The sequence below is a fragment of the Streptomyces sp. SudanB5_2050 genome (genome assembly GCF_964272335.1).
Lineage (GTDB): Bacteria > Actinomycetota > Actinomycetes > Streptomycetales > Streptomycetaceae > Streptomyces > Streptomyces rochei.
The window spans coordinates 7838086-7863702 of sequence record NZ_OZ186760.1 but is presented as its reverse complement, the minus strand read 5'-3'; the positions used below and the strand labels follow the sequence as shown (position 1 = coordinate 7863702).

The 25617-nt window shown below is 68.0% G+C and carries 20 protein-coding genes, 5 pseudogenes and 1 CRISPR repeat array (1 of these 26 only partly in view); of the genes and pseudogenes, 12 read left to right on the top strand and 13 right to left on the bottom strand.

Annotated features, from left to right (window positions below; all coding sequences use genetic code 11):
• Nucleotides 1-44: 44 nt before the first annotated feature.
• Entirely contained in the window at nucleotides 45-1040 is a 996-nt protein-coding gene (locus tag ACFZP7_RS34495; protein ID WP_385633388.1) for a ScbA/BarX family gamma-butyrolactone biosynthesis protein, read from the top strand.
• Between the two features lie 33 nt (nucleotides 1041-1073).
• On the opposite strand, the gene ACFZP7_RS34490 is transcribed toward ACFZP7_RS34495, so the two are convergent.
• Nucleotides 1074-1919: an NAD(P)H-binding protein gene (locus ACFZP7_RS34490; RefSeq protein ID WP_385638262.1), complete on the bottom strand. Its 846-nt coding sequence runs from the start codon at nucleotides 1917-1919 to the stop codon at nucleotides 1074-1076.
• Nucleotides 1920-2076: 157 nt separating this feature from the next.
• Here ACFZP7_RS34490 and ACFZP7_RS34485 point away from each other — a divergent pair, with 157 nt between their 5' ends.
• The 4 genes and pseudogenes from ACFZP7_RS34485 (at nucleotide 2077) to ACFZP7_RS34470 (ending at nucleotide 6067) form a co-directional block, all read left to right on the top strand.
• Nucleotides 2077-2763 (top strand): ScbR family autoregulator-binding transcription factor, encoded by a 687-nt coding sequence (locus ACFZP7_RS34485; RefSeq protein WP_385638257.1) that lies wholly within the window; start codon nucleotides 2077-2079, stop codon nucleotides 2761-2763.
• A 662-nt stretch (nucleotides 2764-3425) separates the two neighbouring features.
• Complete coding sequence (locus ACFZP7_RS34480; protein WP_385638255.1) at nucleotides 3426-4499, top strand: Gfo/Idh/MocA family protein; 1074 nt, start codon at nucleotides 3426-3428, stop codon at nucleotides 4497-4499.
• A 111-nt stretch (nucleotides 4500-4610) separates the two neighbouring features.
• A pseudogene (locus tag ACFZP7_RS34475) lies at nucleotides 4611-5405 on the top strand (IS5 family transposase).
• A gap of 62 nt (nucleotides 5406-5467) precedes the next feature.
• Nucleotides 5468-6067, top strand: a complete 600-nt coding sequence (locus tag ACFZP7_RS34470) for an SMI1/KNR4 family protein (protein WP_385638252.1) — start codon at nucleotides 5468-5470, stop codon at nucleotides 6065-6067.
• Between the two features lie 34 nt (nucleotides 6068-6101).
• Here ACFZP7_RS34470 and ACFZP7_RS34465 read toward each other — a convergent pair whose 3' ends face one another.
• From ACFZP7_RS34465 to ACFZP7_RS34455, 3 genes are all read right to left on the bottom strand, one after another.
• The gene (locus tag ACFZP7_RS34465; RefSeq protein ID WP_385638583.1) at nucleotides 6102-6857 is read right to left on the bottom strand and encodes a transposase family protein; all 756 of its coding nucleotides are present in this window, start codon (nucleotides 6855-6857) and stop codon (nucleotides 6102-6104) included.
• Between the two features lie 146 nt (nucleotides 6858-7003).
• Nucleotides 7004-7828 carry an MBL fold metallo-hydrolase gene (locus tag ACFZP7_RS34460; RefSeq protein WP_272590263.1) on the bottom strand — a complete coding sequence of 275 codons (825 nt, stop codon included), beginning with the start codon at nucleotides 7826-7828 and terminating at the stop codon, nucleotides 7004-7006.
• 113 nt (nucleotides 7829-7941) lie between these two features.
• Entirely contained in the window at nucleotides 7942-8181 is a 240-nt protein-coding gene (locus tag ACFZP7_RS34455) for a hypothetical protein (RefSeq protein ID WP_385638251.1), read from the bottom strand.
• A 286-nt stretch (nucleotides 8182-8467) separates the two neighbouring features.
• Here ACFZP7_RS34455 and ACFZP7_RS34450 point away from each other — a divergent pair.
• Nucleotides 8468-8584 (top strand): annotated as a pseudogene (locus tag ACFZP7_RS34450) (SigE family RNA polymerase sigma factor); the annotation flags it as partial.
• A gap of 26 nt (nucleotides 8585-8610) precedes the next feature.
• On the opposite strand, the pseudogene ACFZP7_RS34445 reads toward ACFZP7_RS34450, so the two are convergent.
• From ACFZP7_RS34445 to ACFZP7_RS34435, 3 genes and pseudogenes are all read right to left on the bottom strand, one after another.
• Nucleotides 8611-8811: pseudogene (locus ACFZP7_RS34445) on the bottom strand (hypothetical protein); the annotation flags it as partial.
• A 436-nt stretch (nucleotides 8812-9247) separates the two neighbouring features.
• Nucleotides 9248-9625: a hypothetical protein gene (locus tag ACFZP7_RS34440; RefSeq protein ID WP_385638249.1), complete on the bottom strand. Its 378-nt coding sequence runs from the start codon at nucleotides 9623-9625 to the stop codon at nucleotides 9248-9250.
• A 28-nt stretch (nucleotides 9626-9653) separates the two neighbouring features.
• A complete protein-coding gene (locus tag ACFZP7_RS34435) occupies nucleotides 9654-10055 on the bottom strand; it encodes a copper chaperone PCu(A)C (RefSeq protein ID WP_210952321.1) in 402 nt (133 codons plus the stop codon).
• 732 nt (nucleotides 10056-10787) lie between these two features.
• Between ACFZP7_RS34435 and ACFZP7_RS34430 the strand changes: the two genes are divergently transcribed.
• On the top strand, nucleotides 10788-10970 hold the full coding sequence (locus ACFZP7_RS34430) for a hypothetical protein (RefSeq protein WP_385638247.1): 183 nt from the start codon (nucleotides 10788-10790) through the stop codon (nucleotides 10968-10970).
• 270 nt (nucleotides 10971-11240) lie between these two features.
• Here ACFZP7_RS34430 and ACFZP7_RS34425 read toward each other — a convergent pair whose 3' ends face one another.
• Complete coding sequence (locus ACFZP7_RS34425) at nucleotides 11241-11645, bottom strand: SgcJ/EcaC family oxidoreductase (protein WP_210952322.1); 405 nt, start codon at nucleotides 11643-11645, stop codon at nucleotides 11241-11243.
• Nucleotides 11646-11890: 245 nt separating this feature from the next.
• Between ACFZP7_RS34425 and ACFZP7_RS34420 the strand changes: the two genes are divergently transcribed.
• The gene (locus ACFZP7_RS34420; RefSeq protein WP_385638244.1) at nucleotides 11891-12313 is read left to right on the top strand and encodes a VOC family protein; all 423 of its coding nucleotides are present in this window, start codon (nucleotides 11891-11893) and stop codon (nucleotides 12311-12313) included.
• Nucleotides 12314-12473: 160 nt separating this feature from the next.
• Nucleotides 12474-13914 (top strand): annotated as a pseudogene (locus tag ACFZP7_RS34415) (NF041680 family putative transposase).
• Nucleotides 13915-13921: 7 nt separating this feature from the next.
• Here the strand turns inward: ACFZP7_RS34415 and ACFZP7_RS34410 are convergent.
• From ACFZP7_RS34410 to ACFZP7_RS34395, 4 genes are all read right to left on the bottom strand, one after another.
• Nucleotides 13922-14485, bottom strand: coding sequence for a CbrC family protein (locus tag ACFZP7_RS34410; protein WP_385638242.1), 564 nt, complete (start codon nucleotides 14483-14485; stop codon nucleotides 13922-13924).
• Nucleotides 14486-14650: 165 nt separating this feature from the next.
• On the bottom strand, nucleotides 14651-17161 hold the full coding sequence (locus ACFZP7_RS34405) for a Helicase associated domain protein (RefSeq protein WP_385638239.1): 2511 nt from the start codon (nucleotides 17159-17161) through the stop codon (nucleotides 14651-14653).
• Between the two features lie 168 nt (nucleotides 17162-17329).
• Nucleotides 17330-17701, bottom strand: a complete 372-nt coding sequence (locus ACFZP7_RS34400; RefSeq protein WP_125773931.1) for a fic family toxin-antitoxin system, toxin component — start codon at nucleotides 17699-17701, stop codon at nucleotides 17330-17332.
• Nucleotides 17698-17955 (bottom strand): hypothetical protein, encoded by a 258-nt coding sequence (locus tag ACFZP7_RS34395; protein ID WP_223779431.1) that lies wholly within the window; start codon nucleotides 17953-17955, stop codon nucleotides 17698-17700. Before ACFZP7_RS34395 ends, ACFZP7_RS34400 begins: the two co-directional genes overlap by 4 nt.
• 331 nt (nucleotides 17956-18286) lie before the next feature.
• On the opposite strand from ACFZP7_RS34395, the gene ACFZP7_RS34390 reads away from it, so the two are divergent.
• Both ACFZP7_RS34390 and ACFZP7_RS34385 read left to right on the top strand, forming a co-directional pair.
• Nucleotides 18287-19708, top strand: a complete 1422-nt coding sequence (locus ACFZP7_RS34390) for a hypothetical protein (protein ID WP_385638235.1) — start codon at nucleotides 18287-18289, stop codon at nucleotides 19706-19708.
• Nucleotides 19709-19923: 215 nt separating this feature from the next.
• Nucleotides 19924-20579, top strand: a pseudogene (locus tag ACFZP7_RS34385) (hypothetical protein).
• A 79-nt stretch (nucleotides 20580-20658) separates the two neighbouring features.
• On the opposite strand, the gene ACFZP7_RS34380 reads toward ACFZP7_RS34385, so the two are convergent.
• Nucleotides 20659-21681 (bottom strand): hypothetical protein, encoded by a 1023-nt coding sequence (locus tag ACFZP7_RS34380; RefSeq protein WP_385638232.1) that lies wholly within the window; start codon nucleotides 21679-21681, stop codon nucleotides 20659-20661.
• A 554-nt stretch (nucleotides 21682-22235) separates the two neighbouring features.
• Here ACFZP7_RS34380 and ACFZP7_RS34375 point away from each other — a divergent pair.
• Complete coding sequence (locus tag ACFZP7_RS34375; protein WP_385638230.1) at nucleotides 22236-24098, top strand: hypothetical protein; 1863 nt, start codon at nucleotides 22236-22238, stop codon at nucleotides 24096-24098.
• A gap of 811 nt (nucleotides 24099-24909) precedes the next feature.
• A CRISPR array of direct repeats spans nucleotides 24910-25617; the repeat unit is 29 nt; unit sequence GGGACCATCCCCGCGGGTGCGGGGAGCAG; it runs 903 nt beyond the window's last position.

The following is a 25617-nucleotide window of genomic DNA, read 5'->3' as shown; positions in this document are numbered from 1 at the left end:
CGGCGGACGGAGCGCTTTCGATACGTCCATTAGCAGGGGGAAAAATGGCTACCAGCGCGTTCCCCGCAACACACCCGGCCCTCGGCCAGGAGCCCGTACTGCCCGCCGGCACCCCGCGGTTGCGGCCCAGCCTCTTCCGCTACCCGAACCTGACGACGACCGTCCCCAAGGAACTGGTCCACCGCGCCGCCGTCGCCGAGGTCATGCTCACCGACTGGGAGCGCGTGGACGACACACGCTTCAAAGTCGCCGCCCAGTGGCCGCGCGGCCACAGCTTCTTCACCCCGATCGACGGCCGCTACCACGACCCCCTCATCGCCGCCGAAACGATCCGCCAGGTCGGATCCCTCCTCGGCCACGCCGAATTCGGCGTCCCCTTCGGCCACCACTACCTGCTGCACGACCTCAGCCTGCGCGTCGACCCGCACCACCTGATGATCCACCAGGCCCCCGCCTCCCTCGACCTCGACGTGACCTGCGAGGACCTCAAGATGCGCGGCGGCCGCCTCGCCGCCCTGCGCTACCAGGCCGTCGTACGCCGCGACGGCCACACCGCGGCGACCGGCGTCTTCTCCTTCTCCTGCGTCTCCCCCACCGTCTACCGGCGGCTGCGCCCGCCCCACGTGTTCGCCGACGGCCACCGCCCCCTGCCGCTGACCGCACCCGCCGCCCCGCAGAGCGTGGGACGCATGTCCCCCGCCGACGTGGTCCTCTCCCCCACCGAGGACCCCCACCGCTGGCAGCTGCGGCTGGACACCCAGCACCCCGTCCTCTTCGACCACCCCGGCGACCACGTCCCCGGCATGGTCCTCCTCGAAGCGGCCCGGCAGGCAGCAGCAGGAGCCCTGGGAAGAACCTCCCTGCTCCCCCTCGGCCTGACCAGCGAACTGGTGCAGTACGCCGAACTCGACATCCCCTGCATCATCGAGGCCGCCCCCCACCCCACCCACAGCCCCGGCCTCACCACCGTCCACATCACCGGACACCAGCGCGGCCAGACCGTCTTCACCTGCACCGTCACAGCAGCAGACGCCGCCTGACACCCGCCACCCCCGCGCCACCCCGCCGCCCGGTCAGCGGCCGGAAAAACCCGCCACATGGTCGGCCGCCCACTGACCGAACGACCGCGCAGGCCTGCCCACCAGGCGGGCGAACGTCCCGTCCACCCCGGCCTTGGCCCCCTCCCGCTGCCGCACAGCACTCCGCAGCAGCGCCTCCACCACCGCCGGCGGATACCGCCGGCCCCACCGGGCCCGGGCCTCCTCCCACCCCAGCTCCTCGAAACGCAGCGGACGGCCCAGCACACACGACAGCCGGGCCGTCCGCTGAACCGCCGAGACCGCCTCCGGACCCGTCAGCACATACGCACGCCCCGCATGCCCCGGCCCCGTCAGCGCCCGCACCGCCACCTCCGCCACATCCCCCGGATCCACACACGCGTTCAACGACGCCCCGAACAGATCACGCACCACACCCTCGGCCCGGACCTCCGCCGCCCACCCGAGACTGTTCGACATGAACGAACGGGGCCGCAACAACGTCCAGGCCAGACCCGAGGAACGCAGCAGCTCCTCACTCTCCCGCTGCCAGCACGTGATCAGATCATCCGCCCCCGCATCCTCCACAGCGGCCGCCGACAGCTTCACCACATGCTCCACACCCGCATCCGCCGCCGCCCGCACAAAACACGCATCCTGATCCCCCCCGACCACCGTCGTCACCAAAAACGCCCGCCTCACCCCCCGCAGAGCCGCCCGCAACGACGCCGCATCACCGTAATCCCCACGCACCACCCTCACCCGCCCCCCGGCCGCCACCCGAGCCGGATCACGCACCAGAACCCGCACCTCCACACCGGCCGGCAACCGCCGCACCACCTCCCCGCCCACCGTCCCCGACCCACCCGTCACCAAAACCACCACAACGCCCCCCACCCCGAACGGCCGATCCCCACCTGTCGCCACCGAAGTTACCCACCCGCACGTCTTGGCCACACGCCCACCGACGTTAAAATACGAACTAGACGGTTTGTAAGCGAAGCCTTCCACAGGGCTCATCGCACAACGGGAGGGCAACGTGCCGGCACAAGAACGAGCGATCCGCACACGCCAGAACATCATGCTGGCCGCCGCCACAGTCTTCAACGAACGCGGCTACAAAGCCGCCACCATCGCCGACATCCTCACCACCGCAGGCGTCACCAAAGGCGCCCTCTACTTCCACTTCCCCTCCAAAGACGACCTCGCCCAAGAAGTCCTCGCCACACAGAACCGCAACCTCACCATCCCCGAACGCCCCTCCAAAACCCAAGAACTCATCGACGTCGTCATGCTCCACACCCACCGACTCCAGACCGACCCCATGGTCCGCGCAGCCGTCCGCCTCACCATGGACCAACTCTCCACAGAATTCGACCGCACCGGCCCCTTCCGCCAATGGGCCGACCTCACCCGCCAACGCCTCGAAAAAGCCCGCGACCAAGGCGAACTCCTCCCCCACGTCAACCCCACAGAAACCGCCGACGTCCTCGTCGGCGCCTACGCCGGCATCCAATCCATGTCCCACGCCCTCAGCGACTACACCGACCTCACCACCCGCGCCAACGCCCTCCTCCGCCACCTCCTCCCCACCATCACCCTCCCCTCCATCCTCACCTCCCTCGACCTCAACGAAAACCGCGGCGCCCACGTCTACACCGAAATCCACACCACCACCCAAAAGAGCCGTAAGGGCGACTCGGCGGAAGAACCTGACGAGCCCTGAGAAGATGAATCGCACGGAAACGGTCGTGCTCCTACAGCAGACCACGGACGCAAACCACGCCTCGAACGACGAGATACACGACCGGGCTGAACAAACCGGACAGAGCCCTGGCATACCCATCCGGACACGCCAGTAACTTGATCTTCCGGCCGCCGGCGGAGGAACTTTTCAGCTGACGAGGTCACCAATCAGGCCCTGGCACATCGGCCAGTCGCATCGTGAACCCGGAACCCGACTCCGAAGCCCGGACCACGTAAGACTGCGCGCAGGCGGACAGCCCGACTGTCGCACTTCTCCAGGATCGAGCGCCGCACACCAGGCACCACCGGTACCCGCAGCACAGACTGTTACTGAAAGCCTTCTCGGCCGCGAGGCTGTCGGAACCCGCACACAACCCGCCCCGACCGACCCACAGCACACGGAACCCTTCGCCCTCAGATCACCCAGCTTCTCCAGCGGGTGTCGAAGGTGCGAATCCTGCCGGGGCACAGGAAGAAGAGCCTCACGAGGGATCTCCTCCCAGGCCGGCCTACGTCGTATTCCGGGACGGGTGCTCCGGTCAGTCCCTTCACCTGCTGCGCTTTCACGGTGGGAAACCAGCTGTGCGGAAAGGGGATTCGGAAGAGGATGTCTGTATGCGGGTAGGAGTGATCGGACTCAGGATGGGGCTTCACCTGGCGGACTGGTGCCGCAAGGTGGGCTTGGAGGTCGTGGCGGCATGCGACCGCGACCCCGAACGCCGTGCCGTGGCGCGGGCGCAGTTACCAGAAGCGGTGCTCGTGGAACAGTGGCAGGAGTTACTGGAGCACCGTCTAGACGGGGTCGTCCTGGCCAACGATTTCGACGAACACGCGCCATTGGCCATCGCGTTCCTGGACCGTGGGGTGCATGTGCTGTCCGAGTCGGCGGCGTGCGTGGACGCCGCGGAAGGCGAGCGGCTCATCGCGGCGGCGGACAGGTCCTCCGCGACCTATTCCTTCGCCGAGAACTACGTGGCCCATCCGCATGTCCGTCTCCTCCGGCAGGCGATCGAAGCCGGAGAGCTGGGCCGGATCAGCCTCATCGAAGCCGACTATCTGCACGGCATGTCCCCGGACGAGGTCGCGGGCCTGATCGGTGATCCGGCGCACTGGCGCGGGCGCATCGCTCCCACGGCGTACTGCACGCACACCGTTTCACCGATACTGGCCCTCACGAAGGCCTGGCCGGTGGAGGTGTCGGCGTTCTCGGTGGACGAGGCGGATCCACGCGCCGCGGTCGTCATGGCTGTGCGGCTGTCCACCGGCGCACTGGCCCTCACTCGGCACGGGTTCCTCCAAGGCGAGGCCGACAGCCACTGGAGCTGGATCTCCGTACGCGGCACCAAGGCGCTGGCCGAGTCCGTCCGGACCACCGGCGAACGGTCCTGGTCCATCCGCGTCAGGACGGAAAGCTGGGCGGCCCCGGAGGGCCACGCACACGAGGAGGAACGCACCCCTCCGCCCTTCACCCTCGCCGGGGAACCCGTAGCACGCGGGGCCGAGGGCACCGTACGGATACTGCGCGCCTTCCGAGCCACGATGGCACACGCAGAGCCGCCCCTGGTACCGGTACGACCCGCCGTGGCCGCGTCACTGGTCGGCGTGGCCGGCGCGGAGTCCCTCGCCAACGGTTCTCGCCCGGTCCCGGTACCCGTCATGACAACCGGCCGGACGGACGACAGACCGCCGACCCTGGACAGCGATGCACACAAGTAGCGCAACACCATCGAGCGGTCCATCAACCACCTGAAGCAATGGTGCGACATCACCACCCGCTACGAGGTCGTCTCAACTGGCTGGAGAACTAGGCTGACCGTCGTGATGGCCATGGTGGAACGGCTGGTGCCGGACGCGTTGTGGGAGTTGTTCCAGCGGGTGGTTCCGGCGGCACCGGTGCGACCCTAAGGCGGAGGGTAACGTCGTTACGGGACCGACAGGTGCTGGCTGCCATCGTGTTCGTGGTCAAGACCGGTTGCACGTGGCGGGCAGCTGCCGCCAGGCTTCGGTCCATCCGGATCGACCGCGCACCGTCGTTTCACTGAGTGAAGCAGAGCTCGAGTGTGGGGCAAGCTGCACCGCCTGGTCTTGGACGAGCTCGGCGCGCGGGGTGAACTGGACTGGTCGCGGTGCGCAATCGACTCAGTGAACATGAGGGCCCTCAAAGGGGGGATCTAACGGGTCCGAATCCCGTAGATCGCGGGAAGAAGGGATCAGAGATCCACTTGATCACCGAGCGGACCGGTGTGCCCCCTCCATCGGAATCTCGGCTGCGAACACCCACGACAGCCAAGGGCTGGAGTCCTTGGTGCGGGGCCTCCCACCCATCCGATCCCGTCGCGGTCCGCGCCGCCGTCGACCAGCCAAGCTCCATGGTGACAAAGGCTCGACTTCGACCGGCTACGCGCCTGGCTCCGCTCCCGCAACATCACACCGCGCATCGCACGCCGGGGCTTCGAGTCCTCCCAGCGCCTTGGCCGGCACCGTTGGACCGTGGAGCGCACCGTGACGTGGCTGTCCGGCTGCCGCTGCCTGCACCGCCGCTACGAGCGCAAGGCCGACCATTTTCTAGCATTCGCCGGCATCACCGCTGCCCTGATCTGCTATCGCAGGCTGACAGCCTGACCGGTGACACCTCCGAACTGGGATGATCCTGCTGCAGAGACGAGACAGTAGCGAGGAGCGTCATGACCGACTACCTGCCCGCAGTCATGGCGATGCTCGGCCCGGCCCAGAACCGCTACGCGGACCCATCCGCCTGGGACCGCCTCCACGCAGAACTTGGCGTCCGGCTGCCGACCGACTACCAGACCCTCGTGGACGCGTACGCTCCCATCCAGCTCAACGGCCACCTGTCCTTGCACCATCCCGCGACCGCAAGGTGGAATCTGGGCGACTGGATACGGGACACGGCCCGTGCCTGGTCTCAGGTTCCCTGGGAGGACCTTGACCCGGAGGAGGACCCTCGCTTGCTCTTCGGACTCACAGAGTTGAGCTTCGCTACCCGTGACGGACTGTGGCCGATTGCCAGCACCGATCGAGGCGAAACGCTGTTTCTCATGGCTGCGGACGGCACGCTCTCAGGGATCCTGGTCGAAGACGGCGAAGGTGGGTGGGCGCAGTACAAGATGAATTTCGCCGAATGGCTCTACCGCTACCTCAGCGGCGAAGACATGGCCGGCCCCAACACCTCAGCCTTCTATCCTGGCCCGGTACAACTGCGCCGCCTTCCGATGACCGCCGACGAACGGCCAGAGCCGTGGAGTGGGCCCGACCGCGGCATGTAACTCTGCCTGCCACAACAGTGAGCGTTTTCCAACCTCACGCTGATGCCTGGTAAAGGACGACTACTGCCTTCACGACGTTGGTGATGCGGTTGGTGCTGCATCGAAGTTTCCGCAGGAGTCGCCAGCCCTTGAGGGTTGCTATGGCCTGCTCGCCAAGGCAACGGATCATGGCATGGGTGGTGTTGTGGCGGCGCTTCCACTGCTTGAGGCGACGGCCCCGAAACGGGATGCGGACGTGCCCACCGGCTCCTTGGTACGCCTTGTCCGCCCAGCACCTGAGCCCCGCTGCGGCGAGGGCGTCGATGATCCCGTGCTGCCGGGCGGCGGTCAGATCGTGGGCCGAGCCGGGCAGTGCCGGTGAGGCCCAGAGCAGCCGTCCGAACGGATCGGTGAGGATCTGAACATTCATGCCGTGGGGTTTGTGTTTCCCGGAGTAGTACGGGGTGTCGGCGGCGATGCGGTCGATGGGCAGCAGGGTGCCGTCGAGGATGACGAACGCCTTGGTCCGTATGGTCTTCATCGCTTGGGTCAAGGTCGGGGCGAGGGTGGCCAGAACCTCGATGGCTTCACGTATGTAGCGGTAGACGGTGGCGATCCCGATGCCGAACCCCGCTGCGAGCTGGGCGTAGGTGTCACCGCACCGCAGGTGGGCCAGGGCGAGCAGGGCCTGACGTGCCACGGGAAGCCGCCGCCACCGCGTCCCGATGTTCCGGCGCCTGGCCCTCAGTTCTCTGGCCAAGAACCGCAAGGTGCTGGTGGACAAGTCGATAGAGGACGGATAGACAAGCACGCGAAGCTCTTGGCGAACACGGGTGATCTTGGTCGAGAATCCATCTACCAGGAACTTCGTCGTTGCGCACGACAGTCCGAGACGTTCAGCGCTGCCAGCTCTGAAGAGGCTCACAGACAGGGGCGTCTTGCGGCGGAAGCAGCTTGCTAGCCAGGCGTCCCGTCGCGCTGGCTTCGTCGGGCGAGGTTTCGGGCCTGCCCTTCGTGGATGTCGCTTGCCCACTCCCAGCCGGGTTTGGGCGATACGACCCGCGGGTCGCTGGACACCCGGGCGTCACGTAGGTCCTCCACGTACGCGCGATCCAGTTTGATCCTGGCGCGTACCTCCTCATCCCTGGCGAGGGAGCCATGTCCGGGGATGACGACATCGACGTCGTCCGCTACGCCCTCGAGCAGCTCCAGCCCGACCAGGTAGTCCTCAATCGGCTCAACGGTGTCGTCGAGCATGGGAACGAAGACGTCGGAGAGCATGTCGCCGGCGATGAGAACTCGGCGTTCTTCGATCAACAGGGCCGCATGGCCCTGGGCATGCGCCGGATGCTCGATGATCCGCACCTTGGGGCCGTCCCAGGGAAGCTGCGCAGTTTCAGCAGGCAGACCAGTGATCAGGCCGTACAGGTCGAGCGGTGTGTCCTCGGCGATTTCCGGCGGCAACCCCTCAGCGACGCCGGCCTTCCAGTCCGCGTTCGACAACACATCCTGCATGAAGTCCGCGCAGCGGGCTGTGCCGTAACGAGGTGCTTCGCCGAGTTCGGCGTGCCAGAGCACGTGATCCCAATCAGGATGCGTCGAGAACCCTGCCACCACGGGCCGGCCCAGCTGTCGAAGGTCGTTTGCCAGGCAGGTCATTTCGGCACCGGTAATCCCGGCATCTACGAGTAGCACGCCGTCCCTGCCCTGTACGACAACGGTATTGTTCTCGAGCAACTCACTCTGGTGGATCAGCACGCCGTCGACGACTTGCTTCAGCATGGGTCCCTCCCCGTTTGATGTCCGCACCCTGCCAGAGGGTCTGGCGCACATCAACACAACCGGCCGGGGCGCGTGATGGCGACTCCGCGGCGAGACCGTCCACGGAGGCTTCTTCAGGGGCCAGCCCGAGTCAACTGAGGACCCGAAGATGGAACTTCAGGTTTGAAGAGACTCAATGTCATTCGACAGATCGACTCCCTGGCCACGCAGTTATTCCATCCGAAGATGTTCGGCAACGAACAGGTCATCACCTCGCCGTCGATGTAGCGGTCGTACAGCTCGCGGAAGAACTGGCGGGCGGTCTTGTCATCCGCCGGCCTCTCGCCCTCCCAGACAGCAAGGTCGTAACTCATGCCCGGAGACTCCCATGACGCTCTGGCAGCCACAGGAAGCGACGTCGTAGAGCAGTAAGGCGATCGGGGAACGTGACGACGCACCCCTGATCCGTTGGCCCGCTGCGCCACCACAGCGCGACACCGGTGGGAGCTGCGTCGCTGCGGACCACGTATGGCGTGGACGCCGAGACAGGGAGGGACCGCCGCCGGTTGCAGGGCGTACGGGAGGATCTTCGCGAAGCCTGTGTCCTGAGGCAACGGTCCCGTCGGCTCGTGGACTCCTTCAGGTATTCAGGAGGTGCCCATGGGGGATGGCAAGCAGATACGGGACGAGGAGTTCCGCAGATTCGTGATCGGTCGGTGGCCGGGGCTGATGCGCACGGCTTTTCTCCTCACCGGCGACAGGTACGCCGCCGAGGACCCCCGCGGGGCCTCAAAGGAGTTGTAGGTGCGGGTCAGCTGAAGTTTCTGGCCGACGCCGGCGACGTCGAAGTCGGTCGCGGCGAGCATCAGGTTGCCGTTGGAGACGTTCACCCGCGCGACCAGGGCGTCGTTCAGGCGGGTGTCGAGGATCTGGTGCCAGGGCACCTCGCCCTGGCCCTCGGGCAGGTAGTCGGCTGCAGCGGCGGCCGAGCGGGACACGGACATCTTGGCGGGCTCTTCACCGCTGGCGCGGGCCTTCTGCGCCACCCGCCAGGCCGCGACCTCGGCCGACGGCTTGACCTCCGCCTCCGAGGCGGGTGCCTTGACCGTGCCGGCCGGTGTCGCCAGCGCCTCCACCTTGGTCAGCTTCGTCCACGGACTCTCCGGCTCCGGCAGTGCTGGCTACGGGTAAACCGCTGATCGACGTGCGCCGGGCTCAACACGCGGCCTGCCCGGACCAGGAGCGGTTCGGACCATGGCAACCGCCCCTACACCGCCACCCTCCGCAACCGCCACGGCAGCCGCCACTGACGTCCGGCAGCCGGTGACCAGAAACCCGGCTCAGCCTGAACCACGGCGGCACGCCACCCACCGGGTGGTGTGCCGCTCCTGTGTCCGCCGGGTGCGTTGACGCACGGCGCTCCTGGCCGTTGCGGACCCGCTACTTCTCGAGGGTGATGTCGGTGAAGCTGATGGCGAAGGCGTCGGGGTCGTCGTCTTCGTCGAGGTGGTAGCTGACGCTGGCCCAGGCGTCGGTGAGGCGGATGCGGCGGGAGTCGGGGTCGGCGGGGTCTCCGGCAATGAGGACGACGTCCTGGTGGGTGTCGGTGTTCTCGACGTCCTCGACCCAGGCCGTGGTGGCCGGGTTACGGACGTCGCCGCGAGTGAGGATCACGTTGCCGTACAGAGGCACGGGCGCGTTGGGGTTGGAGGTGATGAAGGTTTCGATGTCGAGCGGGGTGTCGACGAGGGTGAGCTTGGTGACGGAGTCGAGCGCCTCGGTCTGGTTGTCGCCGAGGTCGAGGTGAAAGGCGGTCATGTCCGGGCTCCTGGCAGGTGCGAGGGGGTCAGTTCAGCTCAGGCGAGGTACGGACGGGCATCCGGACCTTGAAGACCTTGCCGTCGTCCAGGAAGAAGATGACGCGGGCGTTGTCGCCGGGCGTGATCAGGTGGGTGGGCTTCTCGAACATGATGTGGTAGCCACCCGGTGTCATCGTGAGCCTTCCCTCGGCGGGGATGGTGAGGGTTTTGAAGTCCACCTTCTCGTACTTCGAGCTCTCGGAGTCGGTCACGAGCCGGTACACCGTGATCCTCTGGTAGTCCGGGCTGGTGATCTTGGTGATCGTGTAGCGTTGCTGAGCGGAGTTCCTCAGCGTGATGTAGCCCGCGGCCGGCAGAGCGTTGGGCAGCCAGCGGACCCAAACGGAATTCTCGACGGTCGTGATGTCGGTGGTGACCGGCGTCTTCATACGGCGTTCTTCCTCCCGGGGGCGCCCGTCGCCCCTGTCACGGACAAGCACACGATGCGCCCCGTGCACCGCGCAAGCGACTGCCGAGGAAAGTCATCCGATCCAGTGGCAAGATCAGCTACGCGTCACGCAACCACGTTCACCGTGCATGCCCGCACCGGTGCTTCAACGGTCTGGACACCCTGCCACCAGCCGGTTTACCGACGACCCCGTCTATGCTGCCGGCATGTGGACGACGTTCGGTGTCCTCGGGCGCACCGCTCCGTAGACCGCGCTCGCCGGGGCAGCGGCGACTGCCCCGGCGGCCCGGCGGCAAGCTGCACGTCGGGACCGGGGTGCTCCCGCCCCGAGCCATCAGCCGGTCAAGCCGATGAAGGTAGACGGCCGGCAGAGCACTGTGATCAGGGCCCACGGGGCCATGGGGCAGGGGAGTTCGCCGTCGGACAGTTGCCGGGGCGCTCAGGCACCCGATAGAACGCACGCGCTGACTCCGGATACGCTGATTACGCCCACCCTGGGCCGGGCCGAAGGCCCACAGGGACGCTCTTCTGCAGAGAGCCGCAGCAGGAACGCCGACCGCGAGGCGCGCACCACCCTCACGGGGACGACACCACCACGGTGTCCGCCGTCTCTGTTCCTCCGCCTCGTAGGAGACTCCCGATGTCTCGGGACCCGCACCCGCACTCCCCCATACCCGCCTGCCCCGAACCTCCCGGCCCGGCCGGCGCCGGGATGCCTTCGGAGTCCCCGCTGCTGTCGGTGCACGCCGCCGTGGTGTTCCTGGCAGCCGTCCTCATCGGCCTCGTCATGGGCGGCCTCATGTTCTTCCACGACAAATCCGTGCCCGCGGCCGTCGCGGCTGGCGTGGTGGCCGCTGGAGGCAGCGTTCCCGTGCTGCACAAGCTGATCGGCTGACCAGCGGTGGGGCCGGGCACACGTGCTTGCGCCCGGCCCGTTGGCCGGGATCAGGGCTCGCTGCTGCGTTCCATGGACCGCTGGGGCCAGCTTCCCGATAGGCTGGGGCGTGTCCTCCTTGTGAGGTTTCTGGTTCGCCGGTGCCCGTGCCACCCGCTTCGGCGGACTGAAGACACCGGCCGCTTTACGTCCGAGTTGATCGATTCTGTCTTCACACACCGATGTCGGACGCCCTCGGCCTCATGCGTGCAGCCAGGCCGTCCGAAGAGATCAGTCGGTGACGACCTGCGTGTTCTGGCAGGCGGTCAGCAGCCAGCGGCCGTCGTCCTGCTTGGTCATCACGTACAGCGGAGCACCCTCGCTCTCGTCATCCGGGGACAGGTAGCGCTGCCGAACCTTGACCGCCGCGACGTCCGGGCGGATGAAGAGCACGTGGATCACCTCGTAGCTGACCTTGCCGTCCCAGCTGGCCGCGGGGAGTACCTTCCGGGTGAACTCCGAGATCGCTTCGAGGCCGAGGAGAACCTTGCCGTGGGCCGTTGTCCAGACCGCATCGGGGTGAAAGAGGGCGAGGAATTCATCAGGGTCCTTGTGCTGCTGGGAGTGCTCGACGGTGGCAACGACCTGCTTGACGGCTTCGATGTCTGCGGCGTGCGCCGTGGAATCCGTGTTCATGCGGACGATGGTGCTACCTCAAGCATGGTTGAGATCAAGAGAGGTGACCGGCCCACACTGCCAACGGCCACTGCCCCCGTGGAATCGAGCGGCCTCCTCAGGAACGAGGAGTCGCGACACGCTACGAGCGACTTGCCGTCCGCTACGAGGCCACGATCCAACTCACCTTGATACGTCAGGCGCTGTGACCACATTTCAACCGCGACCCAGGTGCCCTCCAGCGGCTGCACTACAGTTTGCCCACCATGCCCGAACTCTTCGGAATCAACCATCTGACTCTGTCCACGACCGACCTTGACCGGCTCGTGGCGTACTACACGGAGTTGCTCGGAGCCGTGCTCGCATTCGAGCGTGCCGCAACCCCGTCTGATCCTCGGATCGCAGTCATCGACGTCGGCGGCGATGACCACCTGATGATCATGGAAACCACTACCGCCCCCACCACTGATCTCGACCCCCTCAGCAAGACCGGATGGGGGCTGCGCGTGGGAACACACGCGCAACTGTGTGAGGTCCGCGAACAGATCCTGGGCGCCGGATGGCCGGTCAGCCAGATCGAAACACTGCCCACGCAGTGGACGATGACAGCTCGCGATCCCGATGGACGCCCTGTGGACGTTCGAGCCCATCGCCCACGCACCTCATCGCCGTCACCAAGCACCGGCTAACGGCCACCCGAACTCTCAAGACACGCCCTAAGCTTGTCGTTTATCCACCGACCGTCGAACTGTGCTCGAACTTGTTCGGGGTTTTCCCAGTTCATCGGACGTGCGTGAGGCCGACCCCCGATCCTGTGGTCAGGGATGATGCAGCACGGAGGCCGGGATCGTGGAACTGGTCGAGCACGGGGTTCAACGAGATGCGTTCACCACTGTGTCGGACTTCCGGTCAGAGTTGTACGCGTGCCTGACGTCGAGAGCGGACGCCCTGTTCGAGCTGTGCGACGCGCTGTTGTGCACTGACGGCCCGGTCCGCACGCTCGTGGACTTGGTTCTCGCGCCGGAACACCGACGCGGGCATGGAGCCCTGTACTCCGGAATCAACCGGGGCCGAATCGACGTCGCCCGCCTTCGCCGCGCGCTGGCGGGTGTGTCGCTGCCCCGGGAGAGCGACGGCCGGCTGGCGCTGGCCGTGGACGTCTCCCCATGGCTTCGGCCGGACGCCGACACCTGCTCTGACCGCTCCTTCTGCCACACCTTTGGCCGCGGCGGCCTGGGCAAGCACCAGATGGTGCCCGGCTGGCCCTACTCGGTCGTCGCCGCCCTGGAGACCGGCCGCACCTCATGGACGGCCTTGTTGGACGCGATCCGACTGGAGCCCGGCGCCGACTTGGCTGCGGTCACCGCCGACCAGGTACGCGACGTCGTCGGACGCCTCATGGAAGTCGGCCAGTGGCAGCCGGGGTCCCCCGATATCTTGGTTGTGCTGGACGCCGGCTATGACCCTCCTCGCATCGCCCACCTCCTAGCTGACCTGCCGGTCGAAGTGCTGGGCCGACTTCGATCGGACAGGGTGATGCGTAAGCCCGTCCCAGTGCCGTGGATCTGCCCGCCGCAGGGCGGCCGCCCGCCCAAACATGGCGGTGAGTTCGTCTTCGGCCGACCCGAGACCTGGGCGAGGCCACCGCGGTGACCTTCACCAACACCGACCGGTACGGGGTGGCTACCGCGCAGGCGTGGGACCGGCTCCATCCCCAGCTGACCCGGCGGGCCGCATGGATCGACCATGAGGGGCCCGCTTCCGATCATTGAAGGCACCGCGGTCCGCCTGACGGTCAAGAAGCTGCCCAGCGGCGGGGTAAACAAGCCCGTCTGGCTGTGGTGGTCGGGCACCGGCGCCAGCACAGGCGACGTTGACCGATGCTGGCAGGCGTTCCTCCGCCGCTTCGACGTGGAACACACATTCAGGCTCCTAAAGCAGACCCTCGGCTGGACCAAGCCGAAGCTGCGGGACTCACGGGCCGCCGATCGCTGGACCTGGATCGTTCCGGCCGCACACGCTCAGCTTCGCCTCGCCCGCCCCCTTGCACGGGATCTGCGTAGGCCATGGGAGCGGCCGGCGGAACCGAACAGACTCACCCCCGCGCGGGTCCACCCACCCGCCCCGGCCCCGGCCGCCCACTCGGCTCAAGAACCGGCGCCCGGCTATCCGGTACGACGTCGGGCGGGTGCTCGCCACCGGCGAGTCCTACACCCGCCCCGCACACCACAAGAAGAGAACGAAGCCCCGGCGAACGTCCGACGATGGCCGTGAGTACAGCACGGAATAAGCGGCCGTCAGCCGATGTCCCAAGATGCCAGGCTTGTGTCGCAGTGCAAGCAGCGGAACAGATAGGCGGTGGGCTCGCCAGTCCGGTCTAGCCCCCGCAAGAACTGTTCGGTTTCTGCCGGGGCCCACCCGTAACGCTGGTGATCTTTACGGAGCATGGCGAGGGCGGCTGGGTGGTCCTCAAGCTCGCGATATCCGGCAGGGCCGAGAAAGGCCGCGCCATCGCCGCAGTGGTACAGCCAGGCCTCCTGCTGCCAACCGGCAAAGCCGGGAGTGCGGCGGGTTATTTCTTCGACGACCGACAGAGGCACGTCGTCGGGGACGTCGACGGCATCGCTGAACACTGCAGACATGTCGAAGTCCTCATCGCCTCCGGCTGAGATGCTCAGGGCCCGTGACGCTGCCCCGGAATGGATGCAGTGAAGGCAGAGGGAATCAGGCTGCTGACCGTAGACAGGGCCTTGATAGCGGATCTGTCGATCCATGCCGCAGACACTGCAGACATGGTCGGTGAGCACCGCGGACCCCGTTGCCAGCGGGTCAGGGTGATATCGAAAGGTCGGCTCTGCCACGGGACCATCATGCCAACCAGCAACGAACGCCCGCGAAGGGGGAAAACGTCTGCCGCAGTCCGCGATGTAGCGCAGCCTCACCTCACGCGGAGATCAGAGGTTAAATGGCAAGCTAAGGCCGGCTATGGAGCCGGGCATCGTGCGCTGTCGCCTCGCGCAGTGCTGCTACGCCCACCGCATCCCGATCGCGGACAGCTGCTCCACCCGCTCCGGGGACAGCGTCGCCGCCCGGCTGCGCTGGTTGCCGATCCACGCTCCGAGCTTGAGTTCCCGCTCCTCCTGGTCCTCCCCGACGGTCCGCTCGACGTGCTTGCGGGGGACCTGGAGGTGCCCCTCTCGCTCGTAGAACTGCTTGGCGGCCAGATAGTGCATCGCCCACTTGTCGGCCTGCGTGCGGCGCGGCTTCGGCTTCTCGTCCTCGCCGGCGGGCTCGATACCGAGGACCTGCTCGCACATCCACTGCTGCACGGTCGTCAGCTGGTCCCACCCGAGCCGGACCGAGCGGACCCACCGTCCGAGGTCTTCGCCCTGGCGCACGACGTCGCCCGGCGACGTCGGCAGCGGGAGGCCGGCATCCAGGTGGAGCCGGACGAAGTGGAACGCGCGCTGCCACTCCACCGGCCAGGCCGGGCACCAGGAGGGGTCGATGTCCTCCAGCTGCTCGCGCCGCACCTCCGCCAGCGCCCCGGCCGCCGACTGGACGGGCAGTCCCTCGGCACGCCGCTGCTCGACCTCCTGCGCCTTCCGGGCGGCGGCCCGCTGGTTCTTCAGCCAGATACCCACCCGGCAGCCCTGGTAGGTGGCGTCCAGCGGGGCCAGGAGGTGCCCGTGCCCGGCCGCCCACCCACGCGCCGCCGCGAGACCTTCCTCCCACGCGACGTCGAAGTGCGACCACACCATGCCCAGCTTCTCCAGCTGCGCGACGCGGTCCTCGCCGAGGTCGCCGCGGGCGTAGAACCGGCGGGCGTCGGCGATCCACTGCCCCAGCGGAAAACCGGCGAGCGAGGCCGGCCACCCTTGGGCCTGTGCCTCCTGGTCGTCGGCGGCGGGGACCCGGTAGGTGAAGGGCACCTTCAGGTCGCTGTGGGTGCGGGCGTAGAGGGCGGCGGCCTCGATGCCGCGCCGCCAGTGCGCGTGCTCGGGGTTGAGGACGCGCAGGTTGATGAACGCGGCCAGCTGCCCGGGATCACGCGGTGTGGAGAATTTCAGCAGGGCCCGGGCCGGCACCGACAGGCCACCGTCGCTTCGCTCGCTCTCGCCTCCCTCGCTCTCCTCACCGCTCAAACGGCTCTGCACGCCCCTCACACGGCTCTGCACCTGCTGCTCGGCAAGCTGCTCCACCACGCGGGCGTCATGTGCCCGGAGGGCGGTCAGCAGCTTGGCCAGCCCGCCGAACGCCCGGGAGGTGAGCATGCTGTCGGCCGTCTCCCCGGGCCCCAGCAGGACCGGCACCACGAGGGAGGCGACCTTGCCCTCGCCCGGCTGCATCCGCAGCGCGCGGCCGACGGCCTGGACCAGATCCGGCATGGACCCGCGCACGTCCGCGAAGTACACGGAGTCACATTCCCGGGTGTCCACGCCCTCCCCGAGAACCTTCACCGAGCCCAGGAACCCCTTCTCCACGATCGTGCCGTCGGCGGCGATCCCGGACGCGAACTCGCCGAGCACCCGCCGCCGGTAGGCGGGCCTGTGCTCGCCGCACAGCCAGTCAGCCCAGACCGTGCGCGGATACAGGACGGGGTCCTCAGCGCGCAGCTTCGCGGCGACGTCGGGCAGGCCGGCCGCGAACGCCTCGGCCTCCTTGACCTGATGGTGGAAGGTAAGGGTGCGCCTGAAGCCTTCCTCGGACGACGCCTTGAGCAGTGCGGTCTGGAGGGCTGCGAGCCGGGCCCCGCGGACCTCGTCCGAGCGGGCCTCGGCGCCCAGGAGCTGCGCGGCCTGGAGCTGGGTGTCGGTGATGTCCACACACACCACCTGGTAGGGGGCGCAGATTCCCCGGTCGATGGCCTCGGAGAGCGTGAGGGTGAAGCAGCGGGCGCCGAACGGGCCGGCGGGGTCGTCGTCCATGCTCGCGACCAGCTCGCCCGGGGCGCCGGCCGCCTCGTCGTCCCCGAGCTGCCACAGGCGCGGCGTGGCGGTCATGTACAGGCGCCGTAGCGCCGGGATGCGGGTGGTGTCGTGGACGACCGCCCAGGGCTTCCCGATCCCGCCCGACGTCCTGTGGGCTTCGTCCACGACGATCAGGTCCCAGCCCGGCAGGCCCCCCTGGTGCGCCCGCTCCAGGGTGCCCAGTCCCAGGGAGGCGTAGGTGGCGAAGACGGTGACCGTGTCGAACGGCCGCACCCAGTCGATCAGCTCCCGCACATCGGTGGTGCTGGGGAAAGCCGCGCTCTCCCCGCGCAGCGAGGAGACGCCGATCATCGGGCCGGTGCGACCGGCCTCGCGCCAGGCCGCCTCGGTCTGCGCCAGCAGGTCCAGCGAGGGAACCAGCACCAGCACGCGGCCCGCCCGCAGTTCGTGCGCGCTCTGCGCGGCCACCAGGGTCTTGCCCGAGCCGGTCGCCATGACGACCTGCGTACGCAGCCCACGCTCGGGGACGGTACCGGCCGCAGGCACCTCAAGGGCAGCCCGTACCGCGTCGACAGCCTCACGCTGGTGAGGGCGGAGTTTCGTCATCAGCAGTCCTTTGCGGTGCCCAGAGGCCAGAGCAGCTGGCCGGCGTTACGCCTGGCCGTTGGACTTCGAAGTGCTGGATGGCGGGCATCACACGCAGCACACGAGAGGGCGGCGGGCCGCACTGCCGAGCCGGGTCTGCGCCCGACCGGTCGGTTGCGGCGGCGTGGGTCAGGGCTTCCAGGTGCGCAGGAAGGAAGCAATGCGGGCGGTGGTACAGCGGGGATTGTTCAGTTCGTAGGCAAGCGCAGTGAGCTGCTCGCGGGTGGGGTTGACCGGGATGTTGCTCGCTTCGAGGTACATGACGGCGGCGGCACAGGCGACGGCGAGGTTGGAGCGTTCCAGCCAGCGGCAGCGTCCCAGGGTGTGCACCAAAGCGGCGGCGCGGGCGTAGGCGCCGTCGTAGACCGGGGTATCGAGCAGCTCGCCACGGTGGCGAGCGACGGCTGCGATGGGTACGCCGTAGTCGTCGGCGGCCGGATCGCGGTGGCCGGCCCGTTCTGCCACCTCGAGGATCCAGGACTCGTCGACGTGCAGGATCACGCGGCGGCACCCGGCTGAGAGTCGGCGTACGGGGCGTCGAGCTGCTGCTCCAGGTCGTCGAGGTACGAGCCGTGCTCGTCGATGAGCCGCTGTGCCGCGGCCATGCCGGCGGCACGGGCGCCGGTGGTGTCCTCGATGATGAGTCGCTCCACGTACCTGTTGAAGTCCAGCCCGCGGGCGCGCGCGGCCGCCTTACCGGCCTCCAGGGTGTCCTCTTCCAACCGGATCTGCGTCTGCTTCTTCGCGGAAGTCACCCACGCATGGTAGCAGGGTGGTAGCAGGCGTGGGAAGGTGACGGTCGGCCCCGCCTGCCGCCGCTCTGCCGGTCGCCGGCAGCCCGCCCGCCCCCTGACCAACCCCAGATGCCGACGAGGTGTATCGAATAAGGCAAAGCATGGTGGTTGTCACCGATGCGGCGCGCTATCTGATACCAGCTGCAAGCGAAGCAGAGGCAATGTCACCGCGTGCGGCTTCTGGTGAGCAGGGGTGCCGAGCGGCGGCTCCCGACGTTCACGGGCCATATTTCCCGCGTCCTACGCGACCCATCCGCCTACGATCACTGGCACCACTGCTGGAGGGGCGGGAATGCTCGAGAACATCGAGGACGGGACAGCAGCAGCAACACGGCTCGCGGGTGGTGCGCCGCTTCACAGCACGCTTGATGTCGCCGACCCCGCTGACTGGCTCGCGCTGGACGCAGGAGTACGTGAGGTGGCCTGGCACCGCCCACAGTTCCTGCCGGAGTGGGAGCATTCCGCCCCACTGCCCGCCGACCTGACTCAGCTGAGCGAGTCCCGACTGGCACTCGCTCTCTGCCACCGCGACGGGCGGACCCGTCAGGAGGCGGTGCGTCGGTCGGTCCGGTTCCCCGCTCTGCTGCCGTTGGTTGTGGTCCGTTGCGCCGACTGGGTCGGCCCGGTGCGCGAGCAAGCACGGCAGCTGCTGTGCAAGGCCTTGAACGTCGGCTCTGCCCTCGATCTTGCGCCACTCATCCTCCGCGTCGGCCGCCGTGACAGAGGTGCCTTCGGCGTCGATGCGCTCAGCCAGATCCTGCGCCAGGCATCCCACGGGCAGCTCGCTGTTCTCTTCGCTGACCCCGACCGCATCGTTCGGCGGTTCGCCTACCAGCTGGCCATCGAGGGCCGACTGCTCCATCCCGCTGAGCTGGCCCGCGCGGCTGCCGGGGACCAGGACACCGTCGTCCAGGACCTGTGTGCCACAGCGGCGCTCACGACACTGCGGGACGAGGACCTTCACGAGAGTGTGCTGCCTCCACTGCTGTCCGCACGCAACCCGCGTGTACGTTCGGCCGGCGTCACCGCGCTGAGACGGGCAGGGCGCTCGAAGCAGGCGGAGCCGTTCCTCAGCGACCGTTCCGCGCTCGTGCGCGCTTGTGCCCGGTATGTCGTACGGCAACAGGGTGGTGACCCGGCGGCTTGGTACCGGAAGTGGTGCACGGCACCCGACGACCCCCAACTGCCGCCCGGGGCGGTCATCGGACTGGCCGAGTGCGGGAACCGTACGGACGCCGGCCTGCTGCGGCCGCTGCTCGCGCACCCGACGGCCGGGGTACGGGCACGAGCGGTAGCCGGGTTGCGGGCGCTGGACTGCGCGGATGCGAAGCACATGCGGCCGCTCCTCGACGACCCTGCCGCCGGGGTCGTCCGCGAGACCACCACCGCCCTGCTGCCCTCGGCCAAGGAACTGCCCACCGACTGGCTACTGGAGCGCACCAGCTCCGAGCGGCCGCGGCACGTCCGCGTCGGCGCTTTCCGGCTGCTCGACGCGCACGGCGGCATCGTGGCGCTACGGGCGGCGGTCGGTCTGCTCAAGGACCCCGATGTGAAGCTGCGCACCTGGGCCGCGCAGTCAGTGCAGCGCTGGCATCCGTCCCCGGACGGCCAGCGCGGCGACGCGGAGGTGGGTGAACTGCTCGACCGGGGCAGGCACCTCTTCAGCGATCACGTGCTGCGCCGTCGCAAGTGGGAAGCCGGAGTGGACAGCTGAGACGGCACCGCGGTTCAGAACTGCGCTCAGCACTCGCCGCTCGGTGGTCCTGGTGACAACACACCTGCCTGTGCGACAACCAGCGTGCTGCGGCCCATCACCACGCTGCGACTGAGCGCTTCAGTTGGCCGGTCGAGCGTGAGGCTCGTGCGAACCTGGCCCGATTCACGTCATCGCCGTGGGGCGGTCAACGTCCAGCCGAGGCGAGAGGGACTTTGATCTCTGACTACCAGCGACGTCTGCGAGAGCAGTTTCTGTCCGTCCCTGTCGTTGCGCCGCCTGTCCTGTGGGACCCGGTCCCGGCCGGGCTCATCCCTATCGGTGGCCTGCTCGGCATCGGGTTCGCTCTCGCTCCCGACGATGGCCGCGACCTGGTCATGGTTGTCTCCGTCAACGGCCACGGGCTCTTCGACACCGTCACCGGAGAGAAGATCGCCCGGGACCGTGACCCTGACCCCGACGGCAGCACCCCGGACGCAGTGCCAGATCTCTCCTGTCCAGGGCTTGGCCCCATCGCCTCGGCCCGAGTACGCATCGCGGGACTCTTCGGAGGCGGCCTGCACACACCACCACCCAGGACGGCTGGACCCTGGAGGTCGTCAGCCCCGGGTGGCCGCACGACCGCGTCCTGTTGTCCGCAGACGGAGGCATCCCTCACAACGGACCGCACGGCGAAAACTGGTGGCACATCTTCGACTCCAACTACTCCGAACTGCGAGCCGCCGGCTTCTCGCCGTCCGGACGCACCCTCGCCGTCGCCACCAGCAGCGACGAAACCCTCTGGTCCCACCAGGCGCCCGACATCGAACGCTCGGCCGGCCAATTCGGCCGCTCACCGGCCAACTGCAGTACTCAGTCACAACTCGTGTGACTGAGCACTCCAGTTGGCGAGTTGAGCTTGACGGGTCCTCGTTACGGTGCGAGTCGCCACTCGGAGTGCTCGGCCTGGGCTACTGCATGATCGTGCGCGGCAGGTGCGAGGGCGTGCTGACGCAGCTGTATACCTGCAAGGTGTAGCCTCGACCGATGGTCATCATGGTGGGATTACGCAGGCTCCGGTAGGGATCCCCAACGAGCTTCGAAACCGTCTCGGCCGGCCGCCAACTGCCGCTGTTCCCGTCCCACTCACTGCTGTCGATAGTGAGCAGCGCCTCCAGGCGCCCGCCGCACTCGCCGCATTGCCACTCCTCATCCTCGTCGGAGTCGGCTGGGTCGCGGAAGGTGAAGGGGGCCGGCCACCCGCCAGCCTTCCAACCGGGAGCGACGGACAGATCGCTCTGATAGCTCACCGACTTCTGTTCACACCAGTCGTACACGCGCTCTTTAAGGGCCTGGTCCAGCAGATGGCCGGGCGGACATTCCTGCACTGATTCAGGCTGGAGCAGGCATGGCTCCGGTACGTGGTCATCGCACTCGACATATGCGGGCTCGGGAGGAGTGCGTAGGACCTCCTGAACGTCCGAGGCCCGACGCCATCGCAGTTGCACGTTGGCCGAGCACCCTTCGATGCCAGAGCCCGGCGCCCACAGCACCTGCAGCAGATCCGCACCTTCCGGGAAGGTCAGCGCGGGCACATCGCGCGCGTAGAGCTGCACGAGCGGGATCAGCGGCTGCGGGCCCGTGGGCAGCAGCGCGGGGTCATGCCCCGCACGCAACCGCTCCACCGTCTCGCTCTCCTGCGCGGACAACAGGTTCTCCTGCGCACCTCGCGGTCGCGCCCACGCTTGGGTCAGCAGGGCCCGCTCCTGGTGGACGTCTGCCAGCGTCTGCAGGGGCTTAACCGGCGGGTACCCCGACTCGTCCTCTGGCCAGGGTTCGTCAGCCGGCCACAGCAGGGGCCCGCCCACCGAGCTGTCGTGGACAGTCGGCGTTCCAGGCGTCGGGTGCAGACGGGTGACCATCCTGGTCAGGCCGGCCAGCTCCGGAAACACTGCAGTGATGTCCAGCGGCCGCGATGGTGTCGTGCGCGTCATGTCCTCTTCCTCCCGCCCATGGGGGCAATGCCGCATCCAAGCACGGCGCGCCGACAGCCCTGGCGGCGCGGTCGTTCCTGACGCATGCCGACGTCGGGTCATCCCTGGCGCGTGGCGCGATCAGCTCCGAGCGGAAGTGCTGTTGCATCGCGTGAACACCCCGCAGAATTGTGCATGCCGGACTGGCGAGGCCAACTGCACCACCGACGAGTTGCACGGCTACCAACCGACTCCGCGGGCCTCCTGGGCCATCCTGCTCAACTCGCCAACTCTCGGTCGTGACCTCTACAAGGCGGCACCCACAGGCGCTGACCCCTCATCCCTCGACCCCCTGCCCTGACCGCTCGCGCGTGGTCGCTTCAACTCGTCGAATGCGAACCCCGCCTGGCCACGATGACCCTGCTCAAGCCGCCTCACTGAGGCAGCCTCACGTTGACTACATTTCCCGCATTTCGGCGATACTCTCCGTGACGCCCGTTAGGCTGAACGACTGAAGGTGCTCTACCTCTCCTCTCGCCCACAGGACACCTCTCCGCAGGCGGAAGAGGTCGGCTGTGCTGGCGAAGGGGCTGGCGTTGGGCGTTGACAACCGGCAGATCCAGACGGCCGTTCTTGCGGATCCCGAGTCCGACGATCCAGTGGTCTGCCCGACAGATGCCAACGAACTCGACGCTTTCCGCGAGGAGTTCGCCGGGACGACGTTATGGTGCGGGATCCTGCTGGGCGGGCGTGGCGGCCAGCTCCTGACGAGACGGGGCAACATCCGCGTCAGCCACTTTGCCCACTTCCCCGACCCCGAGGGGCTGCTGCCCGAATGCGGGCGTCGTTCCCGAGGCGTCGCGAGCGCGGACCACCTGTACGTGCGGGCGGCCACCCAGACGTGGCTACGCCGCCAGGGCCACACCCCGCGCTACCGCTACATCGACCACGACGACGTCCCTGTCGGGTCCGTCGTGGAGATCGAACTGGACGGGCGCACGCTGCTGCTCCACATGGACCCCACGACGACGCCCGACTGGGACGCAGCCCAGGCCAGCGACATCATCCTCGGCCCCGGCGTCCAAGTCGACTACCGCACCCTGGTACGCCGGGGCTACGTCAACCGCATCAAGTTCGTCAGCGAGGGCAACCAGCGGGTCATGATGCTCGGCACCGAGCTCCCGATGATGGGCACCGACTGGGACTTCGAACTGGCGGACTGCACCATCGACGAGCACGGCCGACTCATCACCCCCGTCGTCACCCGCCTCAAGGCCGCGCGTGCCGCCGCAGAACGGGCCCCAGTGCCCCGGCCGCGCAGCGAAAAGCCGGAAGCGCCGGTGCAGATCGGCACACTGATCCGGCTCATCAACAACGCCGTACAGAAGGAGGAGACCACCACAGTCCGCGAACTGCGGGACACGGCGCAGCTCCAGGTGCCGCGCTGCGAAGGGCAGGCGCTCGAGCACCTGCAACACGCGATCGACCATGCGAACGACCTGCTCGCTGAGCAGGACCGTGTCCGCCGACGGCTTTTCGCCAGCCTCGACGAAACGGTCCGGAACGGCCACGTCTACAAGGTCACGACGCTCACCCCGCAGGTCAGAAGATTCCTTCAGGGCGACCCGGTGACCACACCGCAGGAGGCGTGCATCCTCAAGGCGGCCGACACACTCCTTCGAGAAGCACGTCAGCAGGCTGCCCAGAAACGGCGGGCTGCAGACGAACGCCGTGCGTCAGCGGCCCGGGAATGGGAAAGACGCCGTGCGGCAGAGGCTCAGGAACAGCAAGCGCAGCGTGTGACGCAAGTCCAGGAGCGCAAAGCACGCAACAGGGCGCGGGGACAGGTCCAGAGCATCACTGGCCGTCTACGCCGTGAAACGTTGTCCGCTCAACAGCAGAAGCATCTCGTCGAAGAGCTGGTTCTTGCGGCGAAGGAGGCCGGAGACCACCTGTCCGAGGCTGAGCAGCACAAGGTGAACGAGTGGGGGAAACGGATCACCGCCCTCGAAGAACCGGACACGGCCGAGAAGACCTCTCCGGCCGCGCAACCACTACGGGACGCGATCACGGGTCCCGTCCGGCTGCCAGATCGTCTCGTTCCCGCCGTGGCGGCTGTCCGCGGAGCCTTGAAGAAGGCAGCGCGGACACGGACCGCGACCAGCTGGAACCGACTGGAGCAGCAGCTCGGCTCCGCGCTCCCCACTCTCACCAGCAACGAACGCGTCCAGGTGCTCGTCCAGGTCGATCGGTCTACGGCTGGCGACGAGCCGCTCCTGTCCTCCCTGCTGGCAGCGGGCGACCCGCACTTCGCCTACCAGTACTACCGACACGTCCTCACCGCGCTCGGCCTTGATGCCCCGGATAACGACGAAGACCTGCGGGACGTCATCGAAGCCGATGCCGAGCAGGTCTTCACCGACTGGCGCTTCCGCTAGCAACGGCCCGACGAAGCTCACGGACCCGGCCTGCCCAGGCCGTACGCTTTAGCCAGCCCTGCGCAGGGCAGCGGCCTGATGGCCGCGCGCTGTGCCCGGGTCCCCTCAACCGACGCCGGAGCATCGGCCGCGACGACCTCCGGCTGGGGAAACGCGTGGCGGCTCGACGTCCGGACGCCCTGGCGTCGCGCTTCGATGACACGACGGTAGCCATCCGTCGTTGCACCGGCGAGATGGACACGATCAGCGAACACAGCCCGGTGTTCCCTCTGCTGCGGCGGCGTGTTGGGCTGCGAACTTCCATGGAACGGCTCCCGCCGGCCCGTGCGAAGAAGGTAATGTTCCGGCAGGCCCTTTCCCAAGCTTCATCCGCCCAGCCAGGCGAACGGGGACGCAGCGCGCCGCGGTCTGCCGCGGCGGAGTCGCCCCCGGCGCACGGTGGGGCGGGCCGGTTTGAGAAGGGAATCCCTTTGAAGAACACCCGTAAGAAGATGCGTGCCCACCTGCTGCGTGGTCTCGTTCAGGTCAGCTCAAGTGTGACGGCGGCTGTACTCGCCAAGGTCCTCTTGGCGTGGCTGGACCTGTAAAACGGGGAGGGGGCCAGGGACGTCGGGAGTACACCGGCGTCCCGCCTGTAGAACAGCGAAGGGCTTCGCTGTTGCGCTGCGCTTGCGCGATGACTGTGACTCAAGGCCATCACCCAGCACAGGGCGGCGGCCTTCGTCGTGAACGAGGTTCATCCGAACTTGGCGACCATGGCGTCCGGGGAGGAGCTAGAGGAAGCCGTCGACATTACCGAGCAGCAGCGCCAGGGACCATCCCCGCGGGTGCGGGGAGCAGGCATCCGGCACAGGATCGGCTACGTCGGCATGGGGACCATCCCTGCGGGTGCGGGGAGCAGCCCTTCGCCGCGCGCTTCCACGCTCGCTGGATGGGACCATCCCCGCAGGTGCGGGGAGCAGAGCGCGTCGTACGGCGCCCGGCGCTCCGGCTTGGGACCATCCCCGCGGGTGCGGGGAGCAGGTCAACGGACGGCTGCGGGACACCCGCGGCCGGGGACCATCCCCGCGGGTGCGGGGAGCAGGTCCGGCAGCTGCAGCCGTTCCTTGAGGGCCCGGGACCATCCCCGCGGGTGCGGGGAGCAGGGAGCCGTCGACGCGCTCCCGAAGGGCGAGGAGGGACCATCCCCGCGGGTGCGGGGAGCAGCGATCGGCGGCGGAACAGAGCGGCCGACGGACGGGACTATCCCCGCGGGTGCGGGGAGCAGGGAGCCGTCGACGCGCTCCCGAAGGGCGAGGAGGGACCATCCCCGCGGGTGCGGGGAGCAGCGATCGGCGGCGGAACAGAGCGGCCGACGGACGGGACTATCCCCGCGGGTGCGGGGAGCAGTGGGAAGACCTCTTCTGCCTCAACCTCGTCTCGGGACCATCCCCGCGGGTGCGTGGAGCAGGCCGGATCGTCTGGTCTTCGTCCTGCAGTCCCAGGACCATCCCCGCGGGTGCGGGGAGCAGGGCGTGTA